Source organism: Pedococcus sp. P5_B7, from assembly GCF_054049895.1.
The window spans coordinates 98,731-116,240 of the sequence record NZ_JBFULM010000006.1; the positions used below are offsets into that span (position 1 = coordinate 98,731).

At 70.8% G+C, this 17,510-nt stretch carries 17 protein-coding genes; 8 read left to right on the top strand and 9 right to left on the bottom strand.

Translation table 11 applies throughout. The annotated features are described in order from the left end of the window. Positions 1–5: 5 nt before the first annotated feature. Together ACXJKD_RS14310 and pafA are read right to left on the bottom strand one after the other, a co-directional pair. Positions 6–953 carry an FKBP-type peptidyl-prolyl cis-trans isomerase gene (locus ACXJKD_RS14310; protein WP_457255288.1) on the bottom strand — a complete coding sequence of 316 codons (948 nt, stop codon included), beginning with the start codon at positions 951–953 and terminating at the stop codon, positions 6–8. A gap of 111 nt (positions 954–1,064) precedes the next feature. Then, complete coding sequence (gene pafA, locus ACXJKD_RS14315) at positions 1,065–2,432, bottom strand: Pup--protein ligase (RefSeq protein WP_457255289.1); 1,368 nt, start codon at positions 2,430–2,432, stop codon at positions 1,065–1,067. A gap of 57 nt (positions 2,433–2,489) precedes the next feature. On the opposite strand from pafA, the gene ACXJKD_RS14320 reads away from it, so the two are divergent. The 5 genes from ACXJKD_RS14320 to ACXJKD_RS14340 all read left to right on the top strand — a co-directional run bounded on the left by ACXJKD_RS14320 (position 2,490) and on the right by ACXJKD_RS14340 (position 7,724). Continuing rightward, positions 2,490–3,998, top strand: coding sequence for a hypothetical protein (locus tag ACXJKD_RS14320; protein WP_457255290.1), 1,509 nt, complete (start codon positions 2,490–2,492; stop codon positions 3,996–3,998). Further along, positions 3,991–5,160, top strand: a complete 1,170-nt coding sequence (locus tag ACXJKD_RS14325) for a hypothetical protein (RefSeq protein ID WP_457255291.1) — start codon at positions 3,991–3,993, stop codon at positions 5,158–5,160. The genes ACXJKD_RS14320 and ACXJKD_RS14325 overlap by 8 nt, the downstream gene beginning before the upstream one ends. A gap of 5 nt (positions 5,161–5,165) precedes the next feature. Further along, the gene (locus tag ACXJKD_RS14330) at positions 5,166–6,158 is read left to right on the top strand and encodes an NAD-dependent epimerase/dehydratase family protein (RefSeq protein WP_457255292.1); all 993 of its coding nucleotides are present in this window, start codon (positions 5,166–5,168) and stop codon (positions 6,156–6,158) included. A 179-nt stretch (positions 6,159–6,337) separates the two neighbouring features. Next, positions 6,338–6,973, top strand: coding sequence for a peroxiredoxin (locus ACXJKD_RS14335; RefSeq protein ID WP_457255293.1), 636 nt, complete (start codon positions 6,338–6,340; stop codon positions 6,971–6,973). Positions 6,974–6,998: 25 nt separating this feature from the next. Next, positions 6,999–7,724, top strand: coding sequence for a dienelactone hydrolase family protein (locus ACXJKD_RS14340; protein ID WP_457255294.1), 726 nt, complete (start codon positions 6,999–7,001; stop codon positions 7,722–7,724). A gap of 6 nt (positions 7,725–7,730) precedes the next feature. On the opposite strand, the gene prcA is transcribed toward ACXJKD_RS14340, so the two are convergent. From prcA to dop, 4 genes are read right to left on the bottom strand one after another with little or no spacing between them, the layout of a single operon-like run. After that, positions 7,731–8,570 carry a proteasome subunit alpha gene (gene prcA / locus ACXJKD_RS14345; protein ID WP_457255295.1) on the bottom strand — a complete coding sequence of 280 codons (840 nt, stop codon included), beginning with the start codon at positions 8,568–8,570 and terminating at the stop codon, positions 7,731–7,733. Then, positions 8,567–9,394, bottom strand: coding sequence for a proteasome subunit beta (gene prcB / locus ACXJKD_RS14350; protein WP_457255296.1), 828 nt, complete (start codon positions 9,392–9,394; stop codon positions 8,567–8,569). The genes prcA and prcB overlap by 4 nt, the downstream gene beginning before the upstream one ends. Then, positions 9,391–9,597 (bottom strand): ubiquitin-like protein Pup, encoded by a 207-nt coding sequence (locus ACXJKD_RS14355; RefSeq protein ID WP_056914404.1) that lies wholly within the window; start codon positions 9,595–9,597, stop codon positions 9,391–9,393. The genes prcB and ACXJKD_RS14355 overlap by 4 nt, the downstream gene beginning before the upstream one ends. A gap of 36 nt (positions 9,598–9,633) precedes the next feature. Then, the gene (gene dop, locus ACXJKD_RS14360; protein ID WP_457255297.1) at positions 9,634–11,151 is read right to left on the bottom strand and encodes a depupylase/deamidase Dop; all 1,518 of its coding nucleotides are present in this window, start codon (positions 11,149–11,151) and stop codon (positions 9,634–9,636) included. 48 nt (positions 11,152–11,199) lie between these two features. Between dop and ACXJKD_RS14365 the strand changes: the two genes are divergently transcribed. The 3 genes from ACXJKD_RS14365 to ACXJKD_RS14375 all read left to right on the top strand — a co-directional run bounded on the left by ACXJKD_RS14365 (position 11,200) and on the right by ACXJKD_RS14375 (position 13,681). Then, complete coding sequence (locus ACXJKD_RS14365; protein WP_457255298.1) at positions 11,200–12,210, top strand: alpha/beta hydrolase; 1,011 nt, start codon at positions 11,200–11,202, stop codon at positions 12,208–12,210. A gap of 66 nt (positions 12,211–12,276) precedes the next feature. Then, complete coding sequence (locus ACXJKD_RS14370; protein WP_457255299.1) at positions 12,277–13,266, top strand: ribose-phosphate diphosphokinase; 990 nt, start codon at positions 12,277–12,279, stop codon at positions 13,264–13,266. After that, positions 13,259–13,681, top strand: a complete 423-nt coding sequence (locus tag ACXJKD_RS14375) for a DUF3054 domain-containing protein (protein ID WP_457255300.1) — start codon at positions 13,259–13,261, stop codon at positions 13,679–13,681. The genes ACXJKD_RS14370 and ACXJKD_RS14375 overlap by 8 nt, the downstream gene beginning before the upstream one ends. Positions 13,682–13,698: 17 nt before the next feature. Here ACXJKD_RS14375 and ACXJKD_RS14380 read toward each other — a convergent pair whose 3' ends face one another. The 3 genes from ACXJKD_RS14380 to ACXJKD_RS14390 all read right to left on the bottom strand — a co-directional run bounded on the left by ACXJKD_RS14380 (position 13,699) and on the right by ACXJKD_RS14390 (position 17,508). Further along, a complete protein-coding gene (locus tag ACXJKD_RS14380; protein ID WP_457255301.1) occupies positions 13,699–14,568 on the bottom strand; it encodes a sterol desaturase family protein in 870 nt (289 codons plus the stop codon). Between the two features lie 55 nt (positions 14,569–14,623). Then, complete coding sequence (gene arc / locus ACXJKD_RS14385; RefSeq protein ID WP_457255302.1) at positions 14,624–16,363, bottom strand: proteasome ATPase; 1,740 nt, start codon at positions 16,361–16,363, stop codon at positions 14,624–14,626. 83 nt (positions 16,364–16,446) lie between these two features. After that, positions 16,447–17,508 (bottom strand): tRNA (adenine-N1)-methyltransferase, encoded by a 1,062-nt coding sequence (locus ACXJKD_RS14390; protein WP_457255303.1) that lies wholly within the window; start codon positions 17,506–17,508, stop codon positions 16,447–16,449. Between the last annotated feature and the right edge of the window lie 2 nt (positions 17,509–17,510).

Here is a 17,510-nt window from a genome sequence, read left to right on the forward strand (position 1 = left end):
GCGGGTCAGTAGGCCGCGAGGATGTCGACGACGAACACGAGGGTGTCCGTGCCCTTGATCTTCGGGGGGCTCCCTGCGGCGCCGTAGCCGTCGGCCGGCGGGACCACCATGAGGACGCGGCTGCCGACGGTCTTGCCGACGAGCTGTGCGTCCCAGGCCTTGATGACCTGCTGCTTGCCGATCACGGTCTCGAAGTACTTGGTGGGGCTGTTGGCGGAGGAGTCGAAGATGGACCCGTCCTTCCAGAGCGCACCGGTGTAGGTCACGCGGATGGTCTGCCCGGCCTGCACCGTGGCGCCGGAGCCCTCGATCAGGGCCTGGCCGACGGTCTTGGTCGGCGGCTTGGCGCCCGTGGGGATGGTGATGGTGGCGGCCTTGCCGGTCTCCACCTTCACCGTGGGCAGACCCTTCGCCGGCGCGACCTCCTTGCCCTCGGCGGAGGCCAGCGGCTTGGTCGCCGCCAGCACGTCCATGAGGAACACGACCGTGTCGGTGCCCCCGACCTTGATCTCCGCGTTGCCCTGCGTGCCGAACGCGTCCTTGGGCGGCATGGCCACCAGCACGCGCGAACCGATCCTCTGGTTCAGCAGGCCCTTCTTGAGGCCGGGCAGCAGGTCGCTGGCGCCGAGGTTGAGGCCGAGGTTCTGCTTGCCGAAGTTGCTGTCCAGCACCGAGGAGTCGTTGCCATTGACCAGGACGTACTTGAGGCTGACGATCTCGTCTCCCTTGACCGTCGCGCCGGTGCCGGCCTTGACGACCTTGGTGGTTGTCTCGGCCACCGTGAGCGGCTTGGGGTTGACCGTCACGGTCGGGGCGGTGGTGTCGCTCCCCCCGGTCACCGTGATCTTGTCGAGCGCGGAGCCCTTGGTCTCCTTGGTGTCACCGCAGCCGGTGAGCGCCAGGGCTGCCGCCAGAGCGGCGGCAGTGAGGGCAGGAAAACGTCGCAGATGCACGGTGAAGGACTTTCGCTGGGGGCGGGGAACCAGCGCCCACCATAACCTTCACGGCTGGCAAAGCCCGATTCGTCCCGCTGTGCCGGCCACCCGGCCCACCGATCCGCGGACTCAGCCGCGCATGCCCTCGATGAGCCGGTCGACGCGGGCGTCCACGGCAGCGAAGGGGTCCTTGCAGAGCACCGTGCGCTGGGCCTGGTCGTTGAGCTTGAGGTGCACCCAGTCGACGGTGAAGTCGCGTCGGTGCTCCTGCGCGGCCTTGATGAAGTCGCCCCGCAGCTTGGCCCGAGTGGTCTGCGGCGGCACCGTCTTGGCCTCGAAGACTTCCGGGTCGGTGGTGATGCGCGCTGCCCGACCGTGCTTCTGGAGCAGGTAGAACACGCCGCGCTCGCGGTTGACGTCGTGGTAGGCGAGGTCGAGCTGGGCGATCCGGGCGTGCTCCATCGGCAGGTCGTGCTTGGCCATGTAGCCGGTGATGAGCTTGTGCTTGATCACCCAGTCGATCTCGGTGTCGACCAGGGACAGGTCACCGGTGTCGACCGCGTGGATGGTGCGCTCCCACAGGTCGAGGACCTGCTTGTGGATCGGGTCCTCGAGGCCCTCCCGGTCGGCGAAGGCCTGGGCGCGTTCGARGTACTCGGACTGGATCTGCAGCGCGGACAGCTCCCGGCCGTTGCTGAGGCGGACGGTCTTGCGGCCGGTCATGTCGTGGCTCATCTCGCGGATCGCCCGGATGGGGTTCTCCAGCGTGAGGTCGCGCACCACCATGCCGGCCTCGATCATCCGCAGCACGAGGTCGGCCGACCCGACCTTGAGCATGGTGGTCGTCTCGCTCATGTTCGAGTCGCCGACGATCACGTGGAGCCGGCGGTAGCGCTCGGCGTCGGCATGGGGCTCGTCGCGGGTGTTGATGATCGGACGGCTGCGGGTGGTCGCCGACGAGACGCCCTCCCAGATGTGGTCGGCCCGCTGGCTCACGCAGTAGGTGGCGCCCTTGGAGGTGGTGACGACCTTGCCCGCGCCACAGGTGATCTGGCGGCTGACCAGGAACGGGATGAGCACGTCCGACAGCTGCTGGAACTCCCCGGCCCGGCCCACGAGGAAGTTCTCGTGGCAGCCGTAGGAGTTGCCGGCCGAGTCGGTGTTGTTCTTGAAGACATAGATCTCGCCCTCGATGCCCTCCTCCGCGAGCCGCTCCTGGGCGTCGGCCACCAGGCCCTCGATGATCCGCTCCCCCGCCTTGTCGTGGACCACGAGCTGGCGGACGTGGTCGCACTCAGGGGTGGCGTACTCGGGGTGGGAGCCGACGTCGAGGTAGAGCCTGCTGCCGTTGGAGAGGAACACGTTGGACGAGCGGCCCCACGAGACCACCTTGCGGAAGAGATATCGGGCCACCTCGTCGGGGGTCAGCCGTCGCTGCCCCTCGAACGTGCACGTGATGCCGTACTCGTTCTCGATCCCGAAGATCCGCCGGTCCATGATCCCACTCTAGGCTTTACCAGCCTCTGGTCCGCGAGGTTGACGCACCGTGGAATCATGGGCGCCATGCCCGACGCCCACGCAGCGGACGGGGGAAGCCGTAGCCCAGGCTCGACCACCACCCAGGTGGGCGACCTGACGCGGCACACCCAGTCCATCCTCGAACGCGCACAGGCCTATGCCGACGCCATGCGAGCCGAGACCGACGAGGTCCTGGCCGCCGCACGAGCTGACGCCTCCCGCATCCGCGACGAGGTCCAGTCGCTGCTCGACGACGCCCAGCGCCAGCACGCCGACGCGGTGCGCGACCGCGAGCAGGCCGGGCGCGCGCTGGCGGACGCGACCCGCGAGGCGGAGTCGCTCGTCGCCGACGCCGCCGAGCAGGCCTCGATGCTCAACGAGTCGGCGAGCCGCACGAGCGACGAGGCGGTCACCTCCGCGCGCGCCGAGGCAGCGGCCCTCCTCGAGGAGGCCACCGCGCGCGCGGAGTCCCTACGCAGCAGCGCCCAGGTGGACTACGACGCCGCGATGGCGAGGTATGCCGCGCACGAAGCCGAGCGCGACGCGGACTTCCGTGCGGGTGTCGAGAAGATGGACCTCCACTTCGCCGAGCGCGACGAGCAGGAGCAGGCCGCGCGGGCCGCCTTGCTGGAGGAGGCCACCGCAGCGGCGGCGCAGCACCGCGAGGACGCCCAGATCGAGGCCGAGCGCATGATCGGCGCCGCCGCGATCCACGAGGAGGAGACGGCCACCAAGGCCGCCGCCCTGCTGGAACAGGCCCGGACGGATGCCCAGGAACGCCTCGACCGGGCCCACGCCGAGGCCGGCGAGATCATGACCCAGGCCGAGGACCACCTCAAGTGGGGCCAGGACACGGTGCGCCGCATCCTCGACGAGGGTGACGCCGAGGTGCGCCGGATGCGCAAGGAGACCCACCGCGAGCTGGCGGCCAGGGTCCGCTCACGGCGCCAGCTGATCCAGACCGCCCTCGCCCAGACGGCCCACCGAGCCCGCTCTGACCGCGAGTCGGCCAAACTGGAGTCCGACCGGCTCCGCGCCCAGGCCGAAGCCGTGATGGCCGCCGCGCAGGCACAGGCCGAACGCACCACCGCCGCGGCGGCCGCCGAAGCCGAGCGGGTGCGCTGGACCGCCGCCGAGACCGAGCGCGCGGCGGACGAACGCGCCGAGCGGCGGCTGGAGGAGGCCGAGAAGGCCGCGCGGATGGTCCGGGAGCGGACCGCCCAGGAGATCGAACGCCTCCAGCGCGAGACGCACGAGTCGCACCGCCAGGCCCGCGAGGAGCTGGTCACCACGACCGCCCAGGCCCGGGCCGATGCGGACCGGGTGCGCGACGAAGCGCGTGCCATGCTCGAACGCGCACGGTCCGAGGTGGCCGCCCTCGCCTCCCGCCGTCAGGACATCACGACCCAGCTGGGCCACCTGTCGGGCGTGATCAACGCGCTCTCGGTCCCCGAGAAGTCCGCAGACCCCGCGAGCCCCGACACCCCCGACACGCCAGACACCCCCGACCCCATCCCCCAWGAAGAACGGAACGACCATGAGTGACACGACCTCCTTCCGCAGCGTCCTGCGCGGCTACGACCCGGCGCAGGTCGACCAGTGGCGTGCGGAGCACGCGGGTGCCCTCGAGCAGGCGCGCCAGGAGGCAGCCGAACGCACCGTCGAGGTCACCGAGCTGCGAGCCTCGCTCGCCCGCGCCCAGGACGAGCAGACCGGCGCCGCCCAGGAGCTCGCCAGCCTCCGCGAGGAGCAGAGCAAGGCCGCCGCCCCCACCTACGCCAACCTCGGCGAGCGGATCGGCACCATCCTCGGCCTCGCCGACGAGGAGGCCGACGAGATCCGGTCCAACGCGCGGGCCGACGCCGAGACCCTCAAGGGCACCACCACCCTCGAGGCCGACCGCGTCCGCGCCGAGGCAGACCGCTACGCCGAGGACGTCCGCACCAAGGCCGATGCCCAGGCGACCCAGGTCGTCGAGAAGGCCAAGCAGCAGGCTGACGCGATCCTCGACGACGCCGACCGCGAGGCTTCCGCCCGCCGTGAGGAGGCCGAGGCCTTCTACGAGCACCAGCGGGCCCGTGCCGCCTCGGCCGCCGCCGACTTCGAGGCCACCCTCGGCCAGCGGCGCGACAAGGCCGCCGCCGAGTTCTCGGCCCAGATGGCCGCCCAGCAGGACGCCCTCACCCAGGCGCAGGACCGCGCCTCGACCCTGTCCGCCGACAGCGAGCGGGCCCACGCCGAGGCCCAGGCCGAGAGCCAGCGCGCCCTCGAGGCAGCCAAGGCGGAGGCCGAGCACCTCGTCGCCGCCGCCCGCGAGCAGGCCGAGCGCATCCGTCGCGACTCCGAGCGTGAGCTGTCCGCCGCGACGCAGCGGCGGGACAGCATCACCGCGCAGCTGAGCAACGTCCGGCAGATGCTCGCGACCCTCGGCGGGGCCGCGATGGTCGACGGACTCGACGAGCACCACGACGCCCCGGCTGAGCCGGCCGCCGCGGCGGCGGTGCCAGTCGAGGACATCGACGACGAGGACGAGGCGGAGCTGGTCGACGAGGGCGGGGTCGACGAGGGCGGGGTCGACGAGGCCGGGGCCGACCAGGTCGAGGACCTCGACGACGTCGCGGACGACGACACCGACGAGGACGACGAGGCCGAGGACGACGCGGACGACGAGGCCGAGGTCGACGAGAAGGCCGGCACGCGGGCCTGAGTCCCGTGTCGCTGCTCGTCCTCGGCGGGACCGCCTGGCTCGGCCGCGAGGTCGCTGCCGCCGGCGTGGCGCTGGGCCAGGACGTCACGATCCTGGCCCGAGGCCAGTCCGGTGCGCCTCCGGACGGCGTCGAGGTGGTCCGTGCGGACCGCGCTGCCCCTCGTGCCTACGACGAGGTCCGCGGCCGCGACTGGGACGTCGTCATCGACGTCGCCCGTCAGCCGAGCCACGTGGCCGGGGCGCTGGAAGCCCTCGGCGACCGCGCCGCGTCCTGGGTCTTCGTCTCGTCCGCCTCGGTCTACGCCGGTGGCGAGGTTCCGGGCGCAGACGAGAGCGCGGAGCTGCTGCCCGCCCACGAGGCTGACGACGATGGCTGGGAGACCTACGGTGCCCGCAAGGTCGCGGGTGAACGACTCGTCCTCGACGCCGTGGGCGAACGGGCCCTCGTGGCTCGCTCGGGCCTGATCGCCGGGCCCGGTGACCACACCGACCGCACCGGCTACTGGCCGGTGCGGTTTGCCCACCCGGCCAGCCCTGACGATGCGGTGCTGGTGCCCGACAGCCCACTGCTGACCCAGGTGCTGGACGTCCGGGACCTCGCGCAGTGGCTGGTGTCAGCTGGCCTCTCCCGGGCCGTCGGCGTGGTCAACGCGAGCGGTCCGACGATCCCCTTGGCCGAGCACCTCGCAGCGGCCCGGTCCGTCGCCGGCCACAGGGGTGCCGTCGTGCCCGTCGACCAGGACTGGCTGGCGGCCCACGAGGTCGCCCCCTGGTCCGGGGAGCGCAGCCTCCCCCTGTGGCTGCCGCTGCCGGAGTATGCCGGGTTCATGGCGCGCAGCACCGGCGCGGCCGAGGCCCTGGGCCTCGTCGCGCGACCGCTCGAGCAGACCTTGGCCGACACCCTCGCGTGGGAGGTCGCGTCCGGGCCGGGTCGGGCGCGGCAAGCCGGGTTGTCCCCCTCGGACGAGCTCGCCCTCATCGCCGACGCTCGGAGCTAGGACCGACCCCGCCACGCTGAGCGCCTTGCACACCCTCCAGTACACCGGCCACCTCTGCTGGGCGGACGCCATCGTCGGGCTGGCGGATGTACCAACATCCGGACAGGTCATCCATTCCTCGGGCCGATAACGGCATGTTTGGTCACGACAAACATCGCGTTACCTTCGAGAGGACCGTCATGGCCACCCTGCGACTGGGCGACGACGCCCCCGACTTCACCGCCCAGACCACCGAGGGCGAGCTCACCTTCCACGACTGGAAGGGCGACGGCTGGGCCGTGCTGTTCAGCCACCCCGCCGACTTCACGCCCGTCTGCACCACCGAGCTCGGGCGGGTGGCGCAGCTCAAGGACGAGTGGGCCTCGCGCAACACCAAGGTGCTGGCCGTCTCCGTGGACGCCCTCGAGGACCACACTGCGTGGAAGTCCGACATCGAGGAGGTGTCCGGCGCTGCCGTCACCTACCCGATCGTGGCCGACAAGGACCGCGAGGTCGCCGAGCTCTACGACATGATCCACCCCGGTGCCGGCGACACGTCGCCGGTCCGCTCGGTGTTCCTCATCGACCCGGCCGGCAAGGTGCGCCTGTCGCTGACCTACCCCAAGAGCGCCGGCCGCAACTTCGACGAGATCCTGCGGGCCCTCGACGCGCTCCAGGTCAACGACTCCGGGCCGTTCTCGACCCCCGCCGACTGGAAGGCCGGCGAGCGGATCATCGTGGCCCCGACCGTCACCACCGAGGACGCCCAGGCGCGTTTCAAGGGTGTCGAGGTCGTGAAGCCCTACCTGCGCTTCGCCGACGCGCCGAGCGCCTGAACCGCGCGCGGCCTACGTTGGGGGCATGACCCCAGCCAGCGACTTCACGAGCCACCCCGTCTCCGTCGCCGATGGTGAGGTCCCTGCCGACCTCTACCTGCCCGAGGCCGGCACGGGTCCCGGCGTCGTGCTCTTCCAGGAGATCTTCGGGGTCACCGACTACATCCGTGGTCGCGCCCAGGACCTCGCCGACCTCGGCTACGTCGTGCTGGTGCCGCACCTCTACTGGCGCGTCGGGGACGAGGTCGTCAGCGAGGCTGTCGACGGGCTGCCCCGAGCCATGGAGCTGGTCGGCAAGGTCGACTGGGAGGCCGCCGTCGGCGACGGCGCCGCCAGCCTGGACGCGCTCCAGGACCTCCCGTCGGTGGACGGACCGGTCGGCGTGCTCGGGTTCTGCTTCGGCGGCGGGCTGGCCTTCAACGTCGCTGCCGTCACCGCCGCTGCAGGAGCCGGCCCCGACGCCCTCGTGAGCTACTACGGTTCGGCCCTGCCGAACCTGCTCGGGCTTGCACCGCAGGTCAGCGCGCCCAGCCTGCACCACTTCGGCCTCGCCGACGACTACATCCCGGTGGACACCGTGCGCGAGATCGAGGCGGCGGTCACGGCCGCCCACGACGACGTGACGTTCCTGACCTATCCCGGGGCCGGGCACGCCTTCGACAACCCGTCGCCGGTGTTCCACCACGACGGCGCCTCGCAGGAGGCGTGGGCGGCCACCGCGGCCTGGCTGGCCGAGACGCTGCCCGTCTGAGACGTTTTACTGCGGCCCTTGCTCCGGGCGCTGGGTCTGCGGGTTGCTCGCGTCGTCGCGGGGCGACCCCTCGCCGGTGAGGGTGTCGTGCCGGCCCGGGGTCGGGTCGTCCTCGACGGGGGCGTCGCTGGTCGGGTCGTCGGTGCTGAGCAGCGCGTCGAGCAGGCCGCCACCGATCCGGCGGAAGGTCCGGCGCGGTCGTTCCCGGTCGAGCACGGCCACCTCGAGCTGGGCAGCGGTGAGCGTGCGCGGAGCGCCAGCGGCAGGCGCGACCGGGTCCTGCCCCAGCAGCCCGACGGCCAGGCTGAGCGCGTCGCCAAGGGTGAGCCCGGGGCTCCAGCGGTCCTTGAGCCCGGTCTCGATCGTCTCCGCGGCACCACCCATGGCCACGAAGCCGAGCTCGTCGGCCACCGAGCCGTCGTAGGTGAGGCGGTAGATCTGGTCCTCGTCGGCGGTGGTGCCGACCTCGGCCACGACGATCTCGACCTCGTAGGGCTTGGACTCCTGGGTGAAGACCGTGCCGAGCGTCTGGGCGTAGGCGTTGGCCAGGCCGCGCGCGGTCACGTCGGTGCGGTCGTAGGAGTAGCCGCGCAGGTCGGCATACCGGACGCCCGCGACCCGGAGGTTCTCGAACTCGTTGTACTTGCCGACCGCCGCGAAGGCGATGCGGTCGTAGATCTCGGAGACCTTGTGCAGGGCGCGCGAGGGGTTCTCGGCGACGAAGGCGATGCCCTTGTCGTAGCCGAGCACGACCACGGACCGGCCGCGGGCAATTCCCTTGCGGGCGTAGTCGGCTCGGTCCTTCATGAGCTGCTCGGGCGAGACGTAGAACGGCATGCTGGTCATCGCGCACCTCCCGGGTTGCCCTGTCGTGCCGCGATGACGGCCTCGACCACCTCGCGCAGCTCGTCGTCAGACACGAAGCGCACGCCGTCGACACCGACCACGGCGACGGTGGGCCAGATCCGGCGCCCCACGTCGGGGCCGCCGGTCGCCGAGTCGTCGTCGGCCGCGTCGTAGAGGGCCTCCACGACCACGCTGACCACCTCGTCGGCGGTGAGGCCGGGGTGCCAGACCTTCTTGAGGGCGCCCCTCGCGAACAGCGAACCGGAGCCGACGCTGTGGTGGTCGTGCTCCTCGTAGCACCCGCCCGTGACGTCGTAGGAGAAGATCCGCCCGAGCTGGCGGTCGAGGTCGTAGCCGGCGAACAGCGGCACCACGGACAGGCCCTGCATGGCCATCCCGAGGTTCGACCTGATCATCGAGGCGAGGCGGTTCGCCTTGCCCTCCAACGACAGCAGGGTGCCCTCGATCTTCTCGTAGTGCTCGAGCTCGACCTGGAACAGCTTGACCAGCTCGATGGCGATGCCAGCGGTACCGGCGATCCCGACGGCGGAGTACTCGTCGCCCGCGAACACCTTCTCCATGTCGCGGTTGGCGATGATGTTGCCCATCGTGGCCCGGCGGTCACCGGCCATCACCACGCCACCGGTGAAGGTCGCGGTGACGATGGTCGTGCCGTGCGGCGCCTCGAGGGTGCTGCCCGGGGGCAGCACCCGCCGCGAGGGCAGCAGGGACGGGGCGTGCGCGCCGACGAACTCGGTGAACGAGGACGACCCCGCCGCGAGGTATGCCGCGGGGAGCTTGCCCGCGTCGGACCCAGTGGTCACTGGCCGCCCTTCTGGACGAAGCCGCGGACGAACTCCTCAGCGTTGGACTCGAGGACGCCGTCGATCTCGTCGAGCACGCTGTCGATGTCGGAGTCGAGGTTCTCCTTGCGGGCCGTCGCCTCCGGCGCCGCGGGCGTGGGCTCGGGCGCCTCGTCGGGGGCGTCGTCGCGACGTTGTGGCCGGCTCTGCTCTTGGCTGGGCATTGGTGGGACCTCTCACTCGCGGGGCTTGCGCTCAACCTATCCCGATGCGGACGCCAACTCACGCAACAACGTGGCTGCGTCCGGACTGCGGTCGAGCAGGGGTCCGACCGTGGCCTTGGTGCCGCGCAACGGTTCGAGCATCGGCACCCGCTGGAGGGACGGCTGCCCGGGGATGTCGAAGATGACCGAGTCCCACGACGCGGCCGCGATCTGGTCGGGGTACTTCTCCAGGCACTTGCCCCGGAAGTAGGCCCTGGTGTCGGCCGGCGGCTCGTGGACGGCCTCCAGGACGACCTCCTCGGTGACCAGCTCCTCGAACCGGCCGGCGGCCCGGAGCTTGTGGAAGATCCCGCGGTCGGGGCGCACGTCGGACCACTGGATGTCGATCGCCCGCAGCCGTGAGTCGGACCAGTCGAGCCCGTCGCGCTCGATGTAGCCCTCCATCACTTGCTGCTTGGCCACCCAGTCCAGCTCGCGGGACGCCTCCATGGGGTCCCGCTCCAGCCGGTCGAGGATGACGGCCCACCAGCGCATGACCTCGGCCGTGTCGTCGTCGAGCTCGCCGGCATACCGGTTCGTCAGGTAGCGCTCGGCCAGGCCGTGGTAGCGCCACATCAGCTGCACCGCGGTGAGCTTCGTGCCGTCACGCAGCTCCAGCAGCGTGCGGCACGTGGGGTCGTGGCTGACCGCCTGGAGGGTCGCGACCGGGCGGGCCACAGTCAGGTCGACGTCGATGGCGCGGTCCTCGATCATGGCCAGCACCAACGACGTCATGCCGAGCTTGAGCAGGTTCGCGACGTCGCAATGGTTGGCGTCACCGATGATGACGTGCAGCCGGCGGTAGAGGTCGGCCACCGCGTGCGGCTCGTCGCGGGTGTTGATGATCGGCCGCTTGAGGGTCGTCTCGAGCCCCACCTCGACCTCGAAGAAGTCACTGCGCTGGCTCAGCTGGTAGCCGGCGGTTCGGGAGTCCACCCCGATGCCCACCCGCCCCGACCCGGTGACGACCTGTCGGGCGACGAAGAACGGCACGAGGTGGCGCACGATGTCGGTGAAGGGCGTCTCCCGGCGCATCAGGTAGTTCTCGTGCGTGCCGTAGGACTGGCCCTTGCCGTCGGTGTTGTTCTTGTAGAGGTTGACCCCGGGCGGCACGTGGGAGAGCCGTCGGACTGACTCGGCCATGATCGCCTCGCCGGCCCGGTCGAAGGCGACGGCAGCGCGCGGCGAGGTCACCTCCGGAGAGGAGTACTCGGGGTGCGCGTGGTCCACGTAGAGGCGTGCCCCGTTGGTGAGGACGACGTTGGCGAGGGTGGGGTCCTCCTCGTCGGTCAGCTGGCTCGGGTCGGCGAGACCGCGACCCATCTCGAACCCGCGGGCGTCGCGCAAGGGCGCCTCGTCGGCGTAGTCCCACGAGGCGTGCGCGGCCCGGATGCCCTGCGCGGACGCGTAGGCGTTGACCACCTGCCCCGACAGGATCATGGGGTTGGCAGCGGGGTCGCCCGGCACGGAGATGCCGTACTCGGTCTCGATGCCCATCACCCTGCGGACGGTCATGCCACTCCCGCGCTCATGGGCTCACCCTAGGTGAGAGAGTGACGGACCATGCGGCACTCCCCCTTCGCCCTCTACCCGCGGACCGCGCTGATCAGCGCCCTCCTCGACAGCGGGCTGCGCAAGCCGGTCGAGCGGCAGACCCTGGAGGAGATCCAGGCCGACCGTGGGGCGGTCACCCCGGACCGCCCGCCGTTCTCGTGGGTCACCGGTCGGGTCGACCGGTCCGTCGGCATCACGTACGGCACCGCGCAGACCCGCGACGCCTACGATCTCCCGCTGCGGATCTACCGCCCGCGAGCCGTCCGCGACACCGACGTCGACGTGCCGGTGGTCGTCTTCGTGCACGGCGGTGGCTTCGTGCGGGGCAACGTCGTGATGTACGACCCGCTGTGCACCCTCCTGGCAGCGCAGGTGCGGGCCGTCGTCGTGAGCGTCGACTACCGGCTCGCGCCCGAGCACCGGGCGCCCACGGCGGCCTTCGACGTGACCGACGCCATCGCCTGGGTGGCCGACCACGGTGCCGAGCTGCGCGCCGACACCAGCCGGATCGCGCTCTGTGGCGACAGCGCCGGGGGCAACCTCTCGGCCGTGGCTGCCCAGCTGCTCCGCGACCGCGGCGGCTCGCCGGTCGTCCACCAGGCGCTGCTGTACCCCGCGACCGACATGACCCTGGCGTCGCCGTCCATCGCCGCGAACGCCCACGCGCCGCTGCTCACCCGGGCCAGCATCGTGGCCTTCCGCGAGCTCTACGCGCCGACCGGGTCGGACTGGCGCGACCCCCTGCTGTCGCCGCTCTTCGGCACCCTCCAGGGCCTGCCCCCGGCGCTGGTCCAGACCGCCGACCTGGACCCGCTGCGTGACGACGGGATCCGCTACGCCGATGCCATGCAGGCTGCGGGGGTGCCGGTCCGGCTGACCAACTACGTGCGCGTGCCGCACGGTTTCGTGTCCATCCCGGGGATGGTGCCCACCTCGGCCCAGCACCGGGCCGAGCTCGTCGGCGAGCTGCGCAGACACCTGTATGCCGCCGACGCGCCAGAGCGCGGGCGCGCGGGTTAGGCTCGTCCCAGACCTTCCGTCCGACGATCCAAACCCAGTCCGGCCACCCATCCACCAGGAGTGCCATTGCGGGACATCGTGGTCTTCAGCGGGAGCGCGCACCGCGCCCTGGCCCATCGCATCTGTGAGGCGCTCGGGGTGGACCTCTCCCCTGCCGAGATCAAGCGCTTCAGCAACGACTGCCTGCAGGCCCAGCTCCTGGCGAACTGCCGACAGCGCGACGTCTACATCGTGCAGCCGCTGGTGCCCCCGACCCAGGAGCACCTGATGGAGCTGCTCCTCATGATCGACGCGGCGCGAGGCGCCTCGGCGGCCCAGATCACCGCGGTCATCCCCCACTACGCGTATGCGCGCTCCGACAAGAAGGACGCCTCGCGGATCTCGCTGGGTGGCCGGCTGGTCGCCGACATGCTGGTGGCAGCCGGCGTGGACCGCGTGCTGACCATGACCCTGCACGCCCCACAGGTGCACGGGTTCTTCTCGGTGCCGGTGGACCACCTCACCGCGATCGGCGTGCTGGCCGACCACTTCCGTGGCGGTGACCTCCGGAACTCCGTGGTCGTCTCGCCCGACCTGGGCAACGCCAAGACGGCCACCCAGTTCGCCCGGCTCCTGGGCCTGCCCGTCGCGGCCGGGTCGAAGCAGCGGCTGGCCGACGACCAGGTCATCATCGACTCGATCGTCGGTGACGTGACCGGCAAGCGCGCCATCATCCTCGACGACGAGATCGCCACCGGTGGGTCGATCGTCGAGCTGCTCGACCGGTTGGCCGACCTCGGCTGCACCCGCGCCGATGTCGCCTGCACGCACGGGCTCTTCGCCGGCAAGGCCGTCGAGCGACTCCGGGACCACCCGATGATCGGCGAGGTCATCACGACCGACACCGTGCCGGCGCCGGGCCACTGGCCGGAGCTCCGGGTGCGGTCCGTGGCGCAGCTCTTCGCCGAGGCGATCAAGCGGATCCACGCGGGCGAGTCGGTCAGCAGCCTCTTCGACGGGGTGGATCCGACCCACGCCCCGCCGCAGGCCAGCTTGTTCGACAAGGTCCATGTCTGAGCCGACCGGCGTGCGACCCGTGGTCGCCTTCGTCGCCCTCGTGGTCGACCTGGCCTTCGTGCTGCTCTTCGCGACGATCGGGCGGCTGAGCCACGAGGAGGGCGTCACGGTCGCAGGAGTCCTCGGGGTCGCCGGGCCGTTCGTGGTGGCCCTGCTGGTGGGCTGGCTGGTTGCGCACCGAGGCTCGGGCTGGCCGGTCCGGATGCCCGGGTCGACGTCCGTCTGGCTGGTGACCGTGGTGCTGGGTCTCGTGCTGCGGGTCGCGACCGGAGGCGGCTTCGCCTGGAGCTTCGGGGTGGTCACCCTGGTCGTGCTGGGGCTCTTCCTGATCGGGTGGCGGTGCAGTGTCGAGGTCGTCCGCTTCGCGGGTGAGGGCCTGGCCCGCTGGGCCGATCGGGCGGCGTCCCGCCGTTGACTCAGGACTCGGGTGACTCAGGACTCGGGTGACCAGCCCGGTGGCGCGAAGAGGTAGCCGAGCCGGTCACGCCAGTGCCGCGCCTGCCTGACCTGCCGGACCATCAGGGCGAACTCGGCGTACTGCAACCGGAACGGGTTGAAGGTCGAGACCGGGTGGGTCAGGCCGTAGGTGGGGCGGCGCTGCTCCTCGCGGAAGGTGCCGAAGAGCCGGTCCCACACGATGAGGATGCCGCCGTAGTTGCGGTCGAGGTACTCCGCGTCGCTGGCGTGGTGCACCCGGTGGTGCGACGGCGTGTTGAAGACCAGCTCGATCGGCCGCCACAGCTTGGGGATCGTCTCGGTGTGCACCCAGAACTGGTAGGTCAGGTTGAGCGAGAAGACGAAGAAGATCATCCACGGCGGCAGGCCCACCAGGGGCAGTGGCACCCAGAACAGCAGCTCACCCCACGGGTTCCACTTCTGCCGCAACGCCGTCGTGTAGTTGAAGTGCACGCTGCTGTGGTGGGCCTGGTGCATCGCCCACAGCACCCGGATCCGGTGGCTGCTGCGGTGGTAGGCGTACCAGAGCAGGTCGACGAAGAGCAGCGCGATGACCCAGGTCCACCAGTCGTGCGGGTCGAGGCGCAGGGGCGTCACGGCATACAGGGCGGCGTAGCCGAGCAGCGCCAGGGCTCGGGCACCGAGGTTCACCACGACGGAGCCCACCCCCATAGACAGGCTGGCCACCGAGTCCTGGCTGGCGTAGCCGACGCGGGGCGCCCGGTGATCTGCCCGCGGCGCGTCGGCGTCGGTCTCCAGCACGCGCAGGGCCACCAGCTCCAGCCCGATGAACACGACGAAGAACGGTACGGCGAGCAGCGCAGGGTCGCGCATCAGGTGGTCCACACCCGCTATGTTACCGAGAGTAAGTTAGCCTTGGCTACGGCTACTGCCCGTTCCCCTACAGGTACTGCCCCGTGTTCGCGACGTTGTCGATCGACCGACCCGGCTCGGTGCCGCTCTTGCCGGTGACGAGCGTGCGGATGTAGACGATCCGCTCGCCCTTCTTCCCGGAGATCCGCGCCCAGTCGTCGGGGTTGGTGGTGTTGGGGAGGTCCTCGTTCTCCTTGAACTCGTCGACGCACGAGGCGAGCAGGTGGTCGACCCGGATGCCCTTGGCCCCGATCGTGAGGAAGTCCTTGATCGCCATCTTCTTCGCCCGGTCGACGATGTTCTGGATCATCGCCCCGGAGTTGAAGTCCTTGAAGTAGAGGACCTCCTTGTCGCCGTTGGCGTAGGTCACCTCGAGGAAGCGGTTCTCCTCGATCTCGGAGTACATCCGCTCGACCGTCGCGGTGATCATGGCGTCGACGGTGGCCTGCGGCGACCCGCCGTGCTCGGCCAGGTCGTGCTCGTGCAGCGGCAGGTCGGCGACGAGGTACTTGGTGAAGATGTCGCGGGCGCTCTCGGCGTCGGGGCGCTCGATCTTGATCTTCACGTCGAGTCGGCCCGGGCGCAGGATCGCCGGGTCGATCATGTCCTCGCGGTTGGAGGCGCCGATCACGATGACGTTCTCGAGCCGTTCGACGCCGTCGATCTCGGACAGCAGCTGCGGCACGATGGTCGTCTCGACGTCGCTGGAGACCCCCGAGCCGCGGGTGCGGAACAGGCTGTCCATCTCGTCGAAGAACACCACCACGGGCGTGCCGTCGGAAGCCTTCTCGCGGGCCCGCTGGAAGATCAGCCGGATGTGCCGCTCGGTCTCGCCGACGTACTTGTTGAGCAGCTCGGGGCCCTTGATGTTGAGGAAGAACGACTTGCCGACCGGCTTGCCCTCCTTCTCGGCGACCTTCCTGGCCAGCGATGCGGCCACGGCCTTGGCGATCAGGGTCTTGCCACACCCGGGCGGGCCGTAGAGGAGGACTCCCTTGGGCGGCTTGAGCTTGTGCTCGGTGAACAGGTCGGGGTGGAGGTAGGGCAGCTCCACGGCATCGCGGATCGCCTCGATCTGGCCGGCCAGCCCGCCGATGTCCTCGTAGTCGATGTCGGGGACTTCTTCGAGGACCAGCTCGGAGACCTCGGCCTTGGGGATCCGCTCGTAGACGAACCCGGAGCGCGACTCGAGCATGAGGGCGTCGCCCACGCGGATCGGCTCACCCTCGAGCGACTCGGCCATCCGCACGACGCGCTCCTCGTCGGCGTGCGCGACCACGAGCACCCGGCCCTCGCCGAGGAGCTCCTTGATCATCACCACCTCGCCGATGCGCTCGTAGCCGCAGGTCGCCACGACGTTCATCGCCTCGTTGAGCCGCACCTCGCGCCCCTGGGACAGCTCGGCGGGGTCGACTGCCGGGCTCACCGCCACGTGCATCTTGCGTCCGCCGGTGAGGATGTCGACCGTGGCGTCGTCGTAGGACTCGAGGATCACGCCGTAGGCAGCCGGCGGCTGGGCCAGCCGGTCGACCTCGGACTTCAGCGTGACGATCTGCTCGCGGGCCTCCTTGAGGGTGCGCACGAGCCGCTCGTTCTGCGACGAGACCGTGGCCAGGTTGGACTGGAGCTGGAGCACCTTGGTCTCGAGCTCGCGCGACCGCACCGGGGCGTCGGCGAGGCGCTGGCGCAGGGCGGCGACCTCCTCGGAGAGGAGCTCTGCCTGGCGGCGCTCCTCAGAGTGGTCACCCGGGGTGGCGTGATCGGTCATGTCGGCTCCCTCAAGACCTCAGAGTGGCTAACGACTGCTACCGACCGTCGACTGCCCGGCCGATGACCCAACCTAACCCCGATCTACTCCGCTGACGGGGAGGTTTGCGTCACAGAACGGCGAAGCCGACGGATCTTCTTGTCTGATGGGACGCGCTCCCCCATCTCCTCGGCGGTGAAGTCGCTCTCGGCCCCGAAGGCCAGGCCGCTCTCGAGGGCGCCCTCCTCGTCGGTGGACCCCTTCGCCGGGCGGCGCTTGCGCAGCGGCGGGGTGACGCCGGGAGCCAGCCGGCGGCTGGTGATGAGGAACCCGGTGTGGCCGTGCATGCGGTGCTGCGGCCGGACGGCGAGGCCCTCCAGGTGCCAGCCCCGCACCATCGACTCCCAGGCCTCCGGCTCGGTGTAGCCACCGTGGTCGCGCAGGGCCTCGGCCACCCGCGACAGCTGGGTGGCGGTGGCGACGTAACAGATGATGACGCCGCCGGGGGCGAGGGCGTCGGCCACGACGTCGAGGCACTCCCAGGGGGCCAGCATGTCGAGGACGACGCGGTCGACCGACCCCGGCTCCTCCGCCGTGGGCAGCGACTCGACGAGGTCGCCGACGGTGACCTGCCACGCCGGGTGGTCCTGCCCGAAGAAGGTGCGGGCGTTGCCCTTGGCGATGTCGGCGAAGTCCTCGCGCCGCTCGAACGAGTGCACGTGGCCGTGCTCCCCCACGGCGCGCAGAAGCGACATCGACAGGGCTCCCGACCCCACGCCGGCCTCGACGACCCGGGCACCGGGGAAGACGTCGGCCATGGTGATGATCTGGCCGGCATCCTTGGGGTAGACCACGGCCGCCCCCCGCGGCATCGACATGACGTAGTCGGACAGCAGCGGCCGCAACGCGAGGTACTCGACCCCGGCGGTGTTGCGCACGACCGACCCGTCCGGGGCCCCGATGAGGTCGTCGTGGGCGAGCCGCCCACGGTGCGTGTGGAACTCGCGCCCGGCCTCGAGGCTGATCGTGTGCAGGCGCCCCTTGGGATCGGTCAGCTGGACCCGCTCCCCGACCGCGAACGGTCCCCTGCGCAGGTCGGCTCCGACGGCGGTGACCCGGGCCTCGTCAGGGCTGTCGTCAGGGCTCTGGTCGGGGGCGTCGCTCATGA

Excerpts from the sequence above, each read along its gene's own strand:
- ACXJKD_RS14335 (WP_457255293.1), top strand. The coding sequence starts at position 6,338 with ATGGCCACCCTGCGACTGGGCGACGACGCCCCCGACTTCACCGCCCAG.
- ACXJKD_RS14325 (WP_457255291.1), top strand. The coding sequence starts at position 3,991 with ATGAGTGACACGACCTCCTTCCGCAGCGTCCTGCGCGGCTACGACCCG.
- prcA (WP_457255295.1), bottom strand. The coding sequence starts at position 8,570 with ATGACCAGCATGCCGTTCTACGTCTCGCCCGAGCAGCTCATGAAGGAC.
- ACXJKD_RS14365 (WP_457255298.1), top strand. The coding sequence starts at position 11,200 with ATGCGGCACTCCCCCTTCGCCCTCTACCCGCGGACCGCGCTGATCAGC.
- arc (WP_457255302.1), bottom strand. The coding sequence starts at position 16,363 with ATGACCGATCACGCCACCCCGGGTGACCACTCTGAGGAGCGCCGCCAG.
- ACXJKD_RS14390 (WP_457255303.1), bottom strand. The coding sequence starts at position 17,508 with ATGAGCGACGCCCCCGACCAGAGCCCTGACGACAGCCCTGACGAGGCC.
- dop (WP_457255297.1), bottom strand. The coding sequence starts at position 11,151 with ATGACCGTCCGCAGGGTGATGGGCATCGAGACCGAGTACGGCATCTCC.
- ACXJKD_RS14340 (WP_457255294.1), top strand. The coding sequence starts at position 6,999 with ATGACCCCAGCCAGCGACTTCACGAGCCACCCCGTCTCCGTCGCCGAT.
- ACXJKD_RS14375 (WP_457255300.1), top strand. The coding sequence starts at position 13,259 with ATGTCTGAGCCGACCGGCGTGCGACCCGTGGTCGCCTTCGTCGCCCTC.
- ACXJKD_RS14355 (WP_056914404.1), bottom strand. The coding sequence starts at position 9,597 with ATGCCCAGCCAAGAGCAGAGCCGGCCACAACGTCGCGACGACGCCCCC.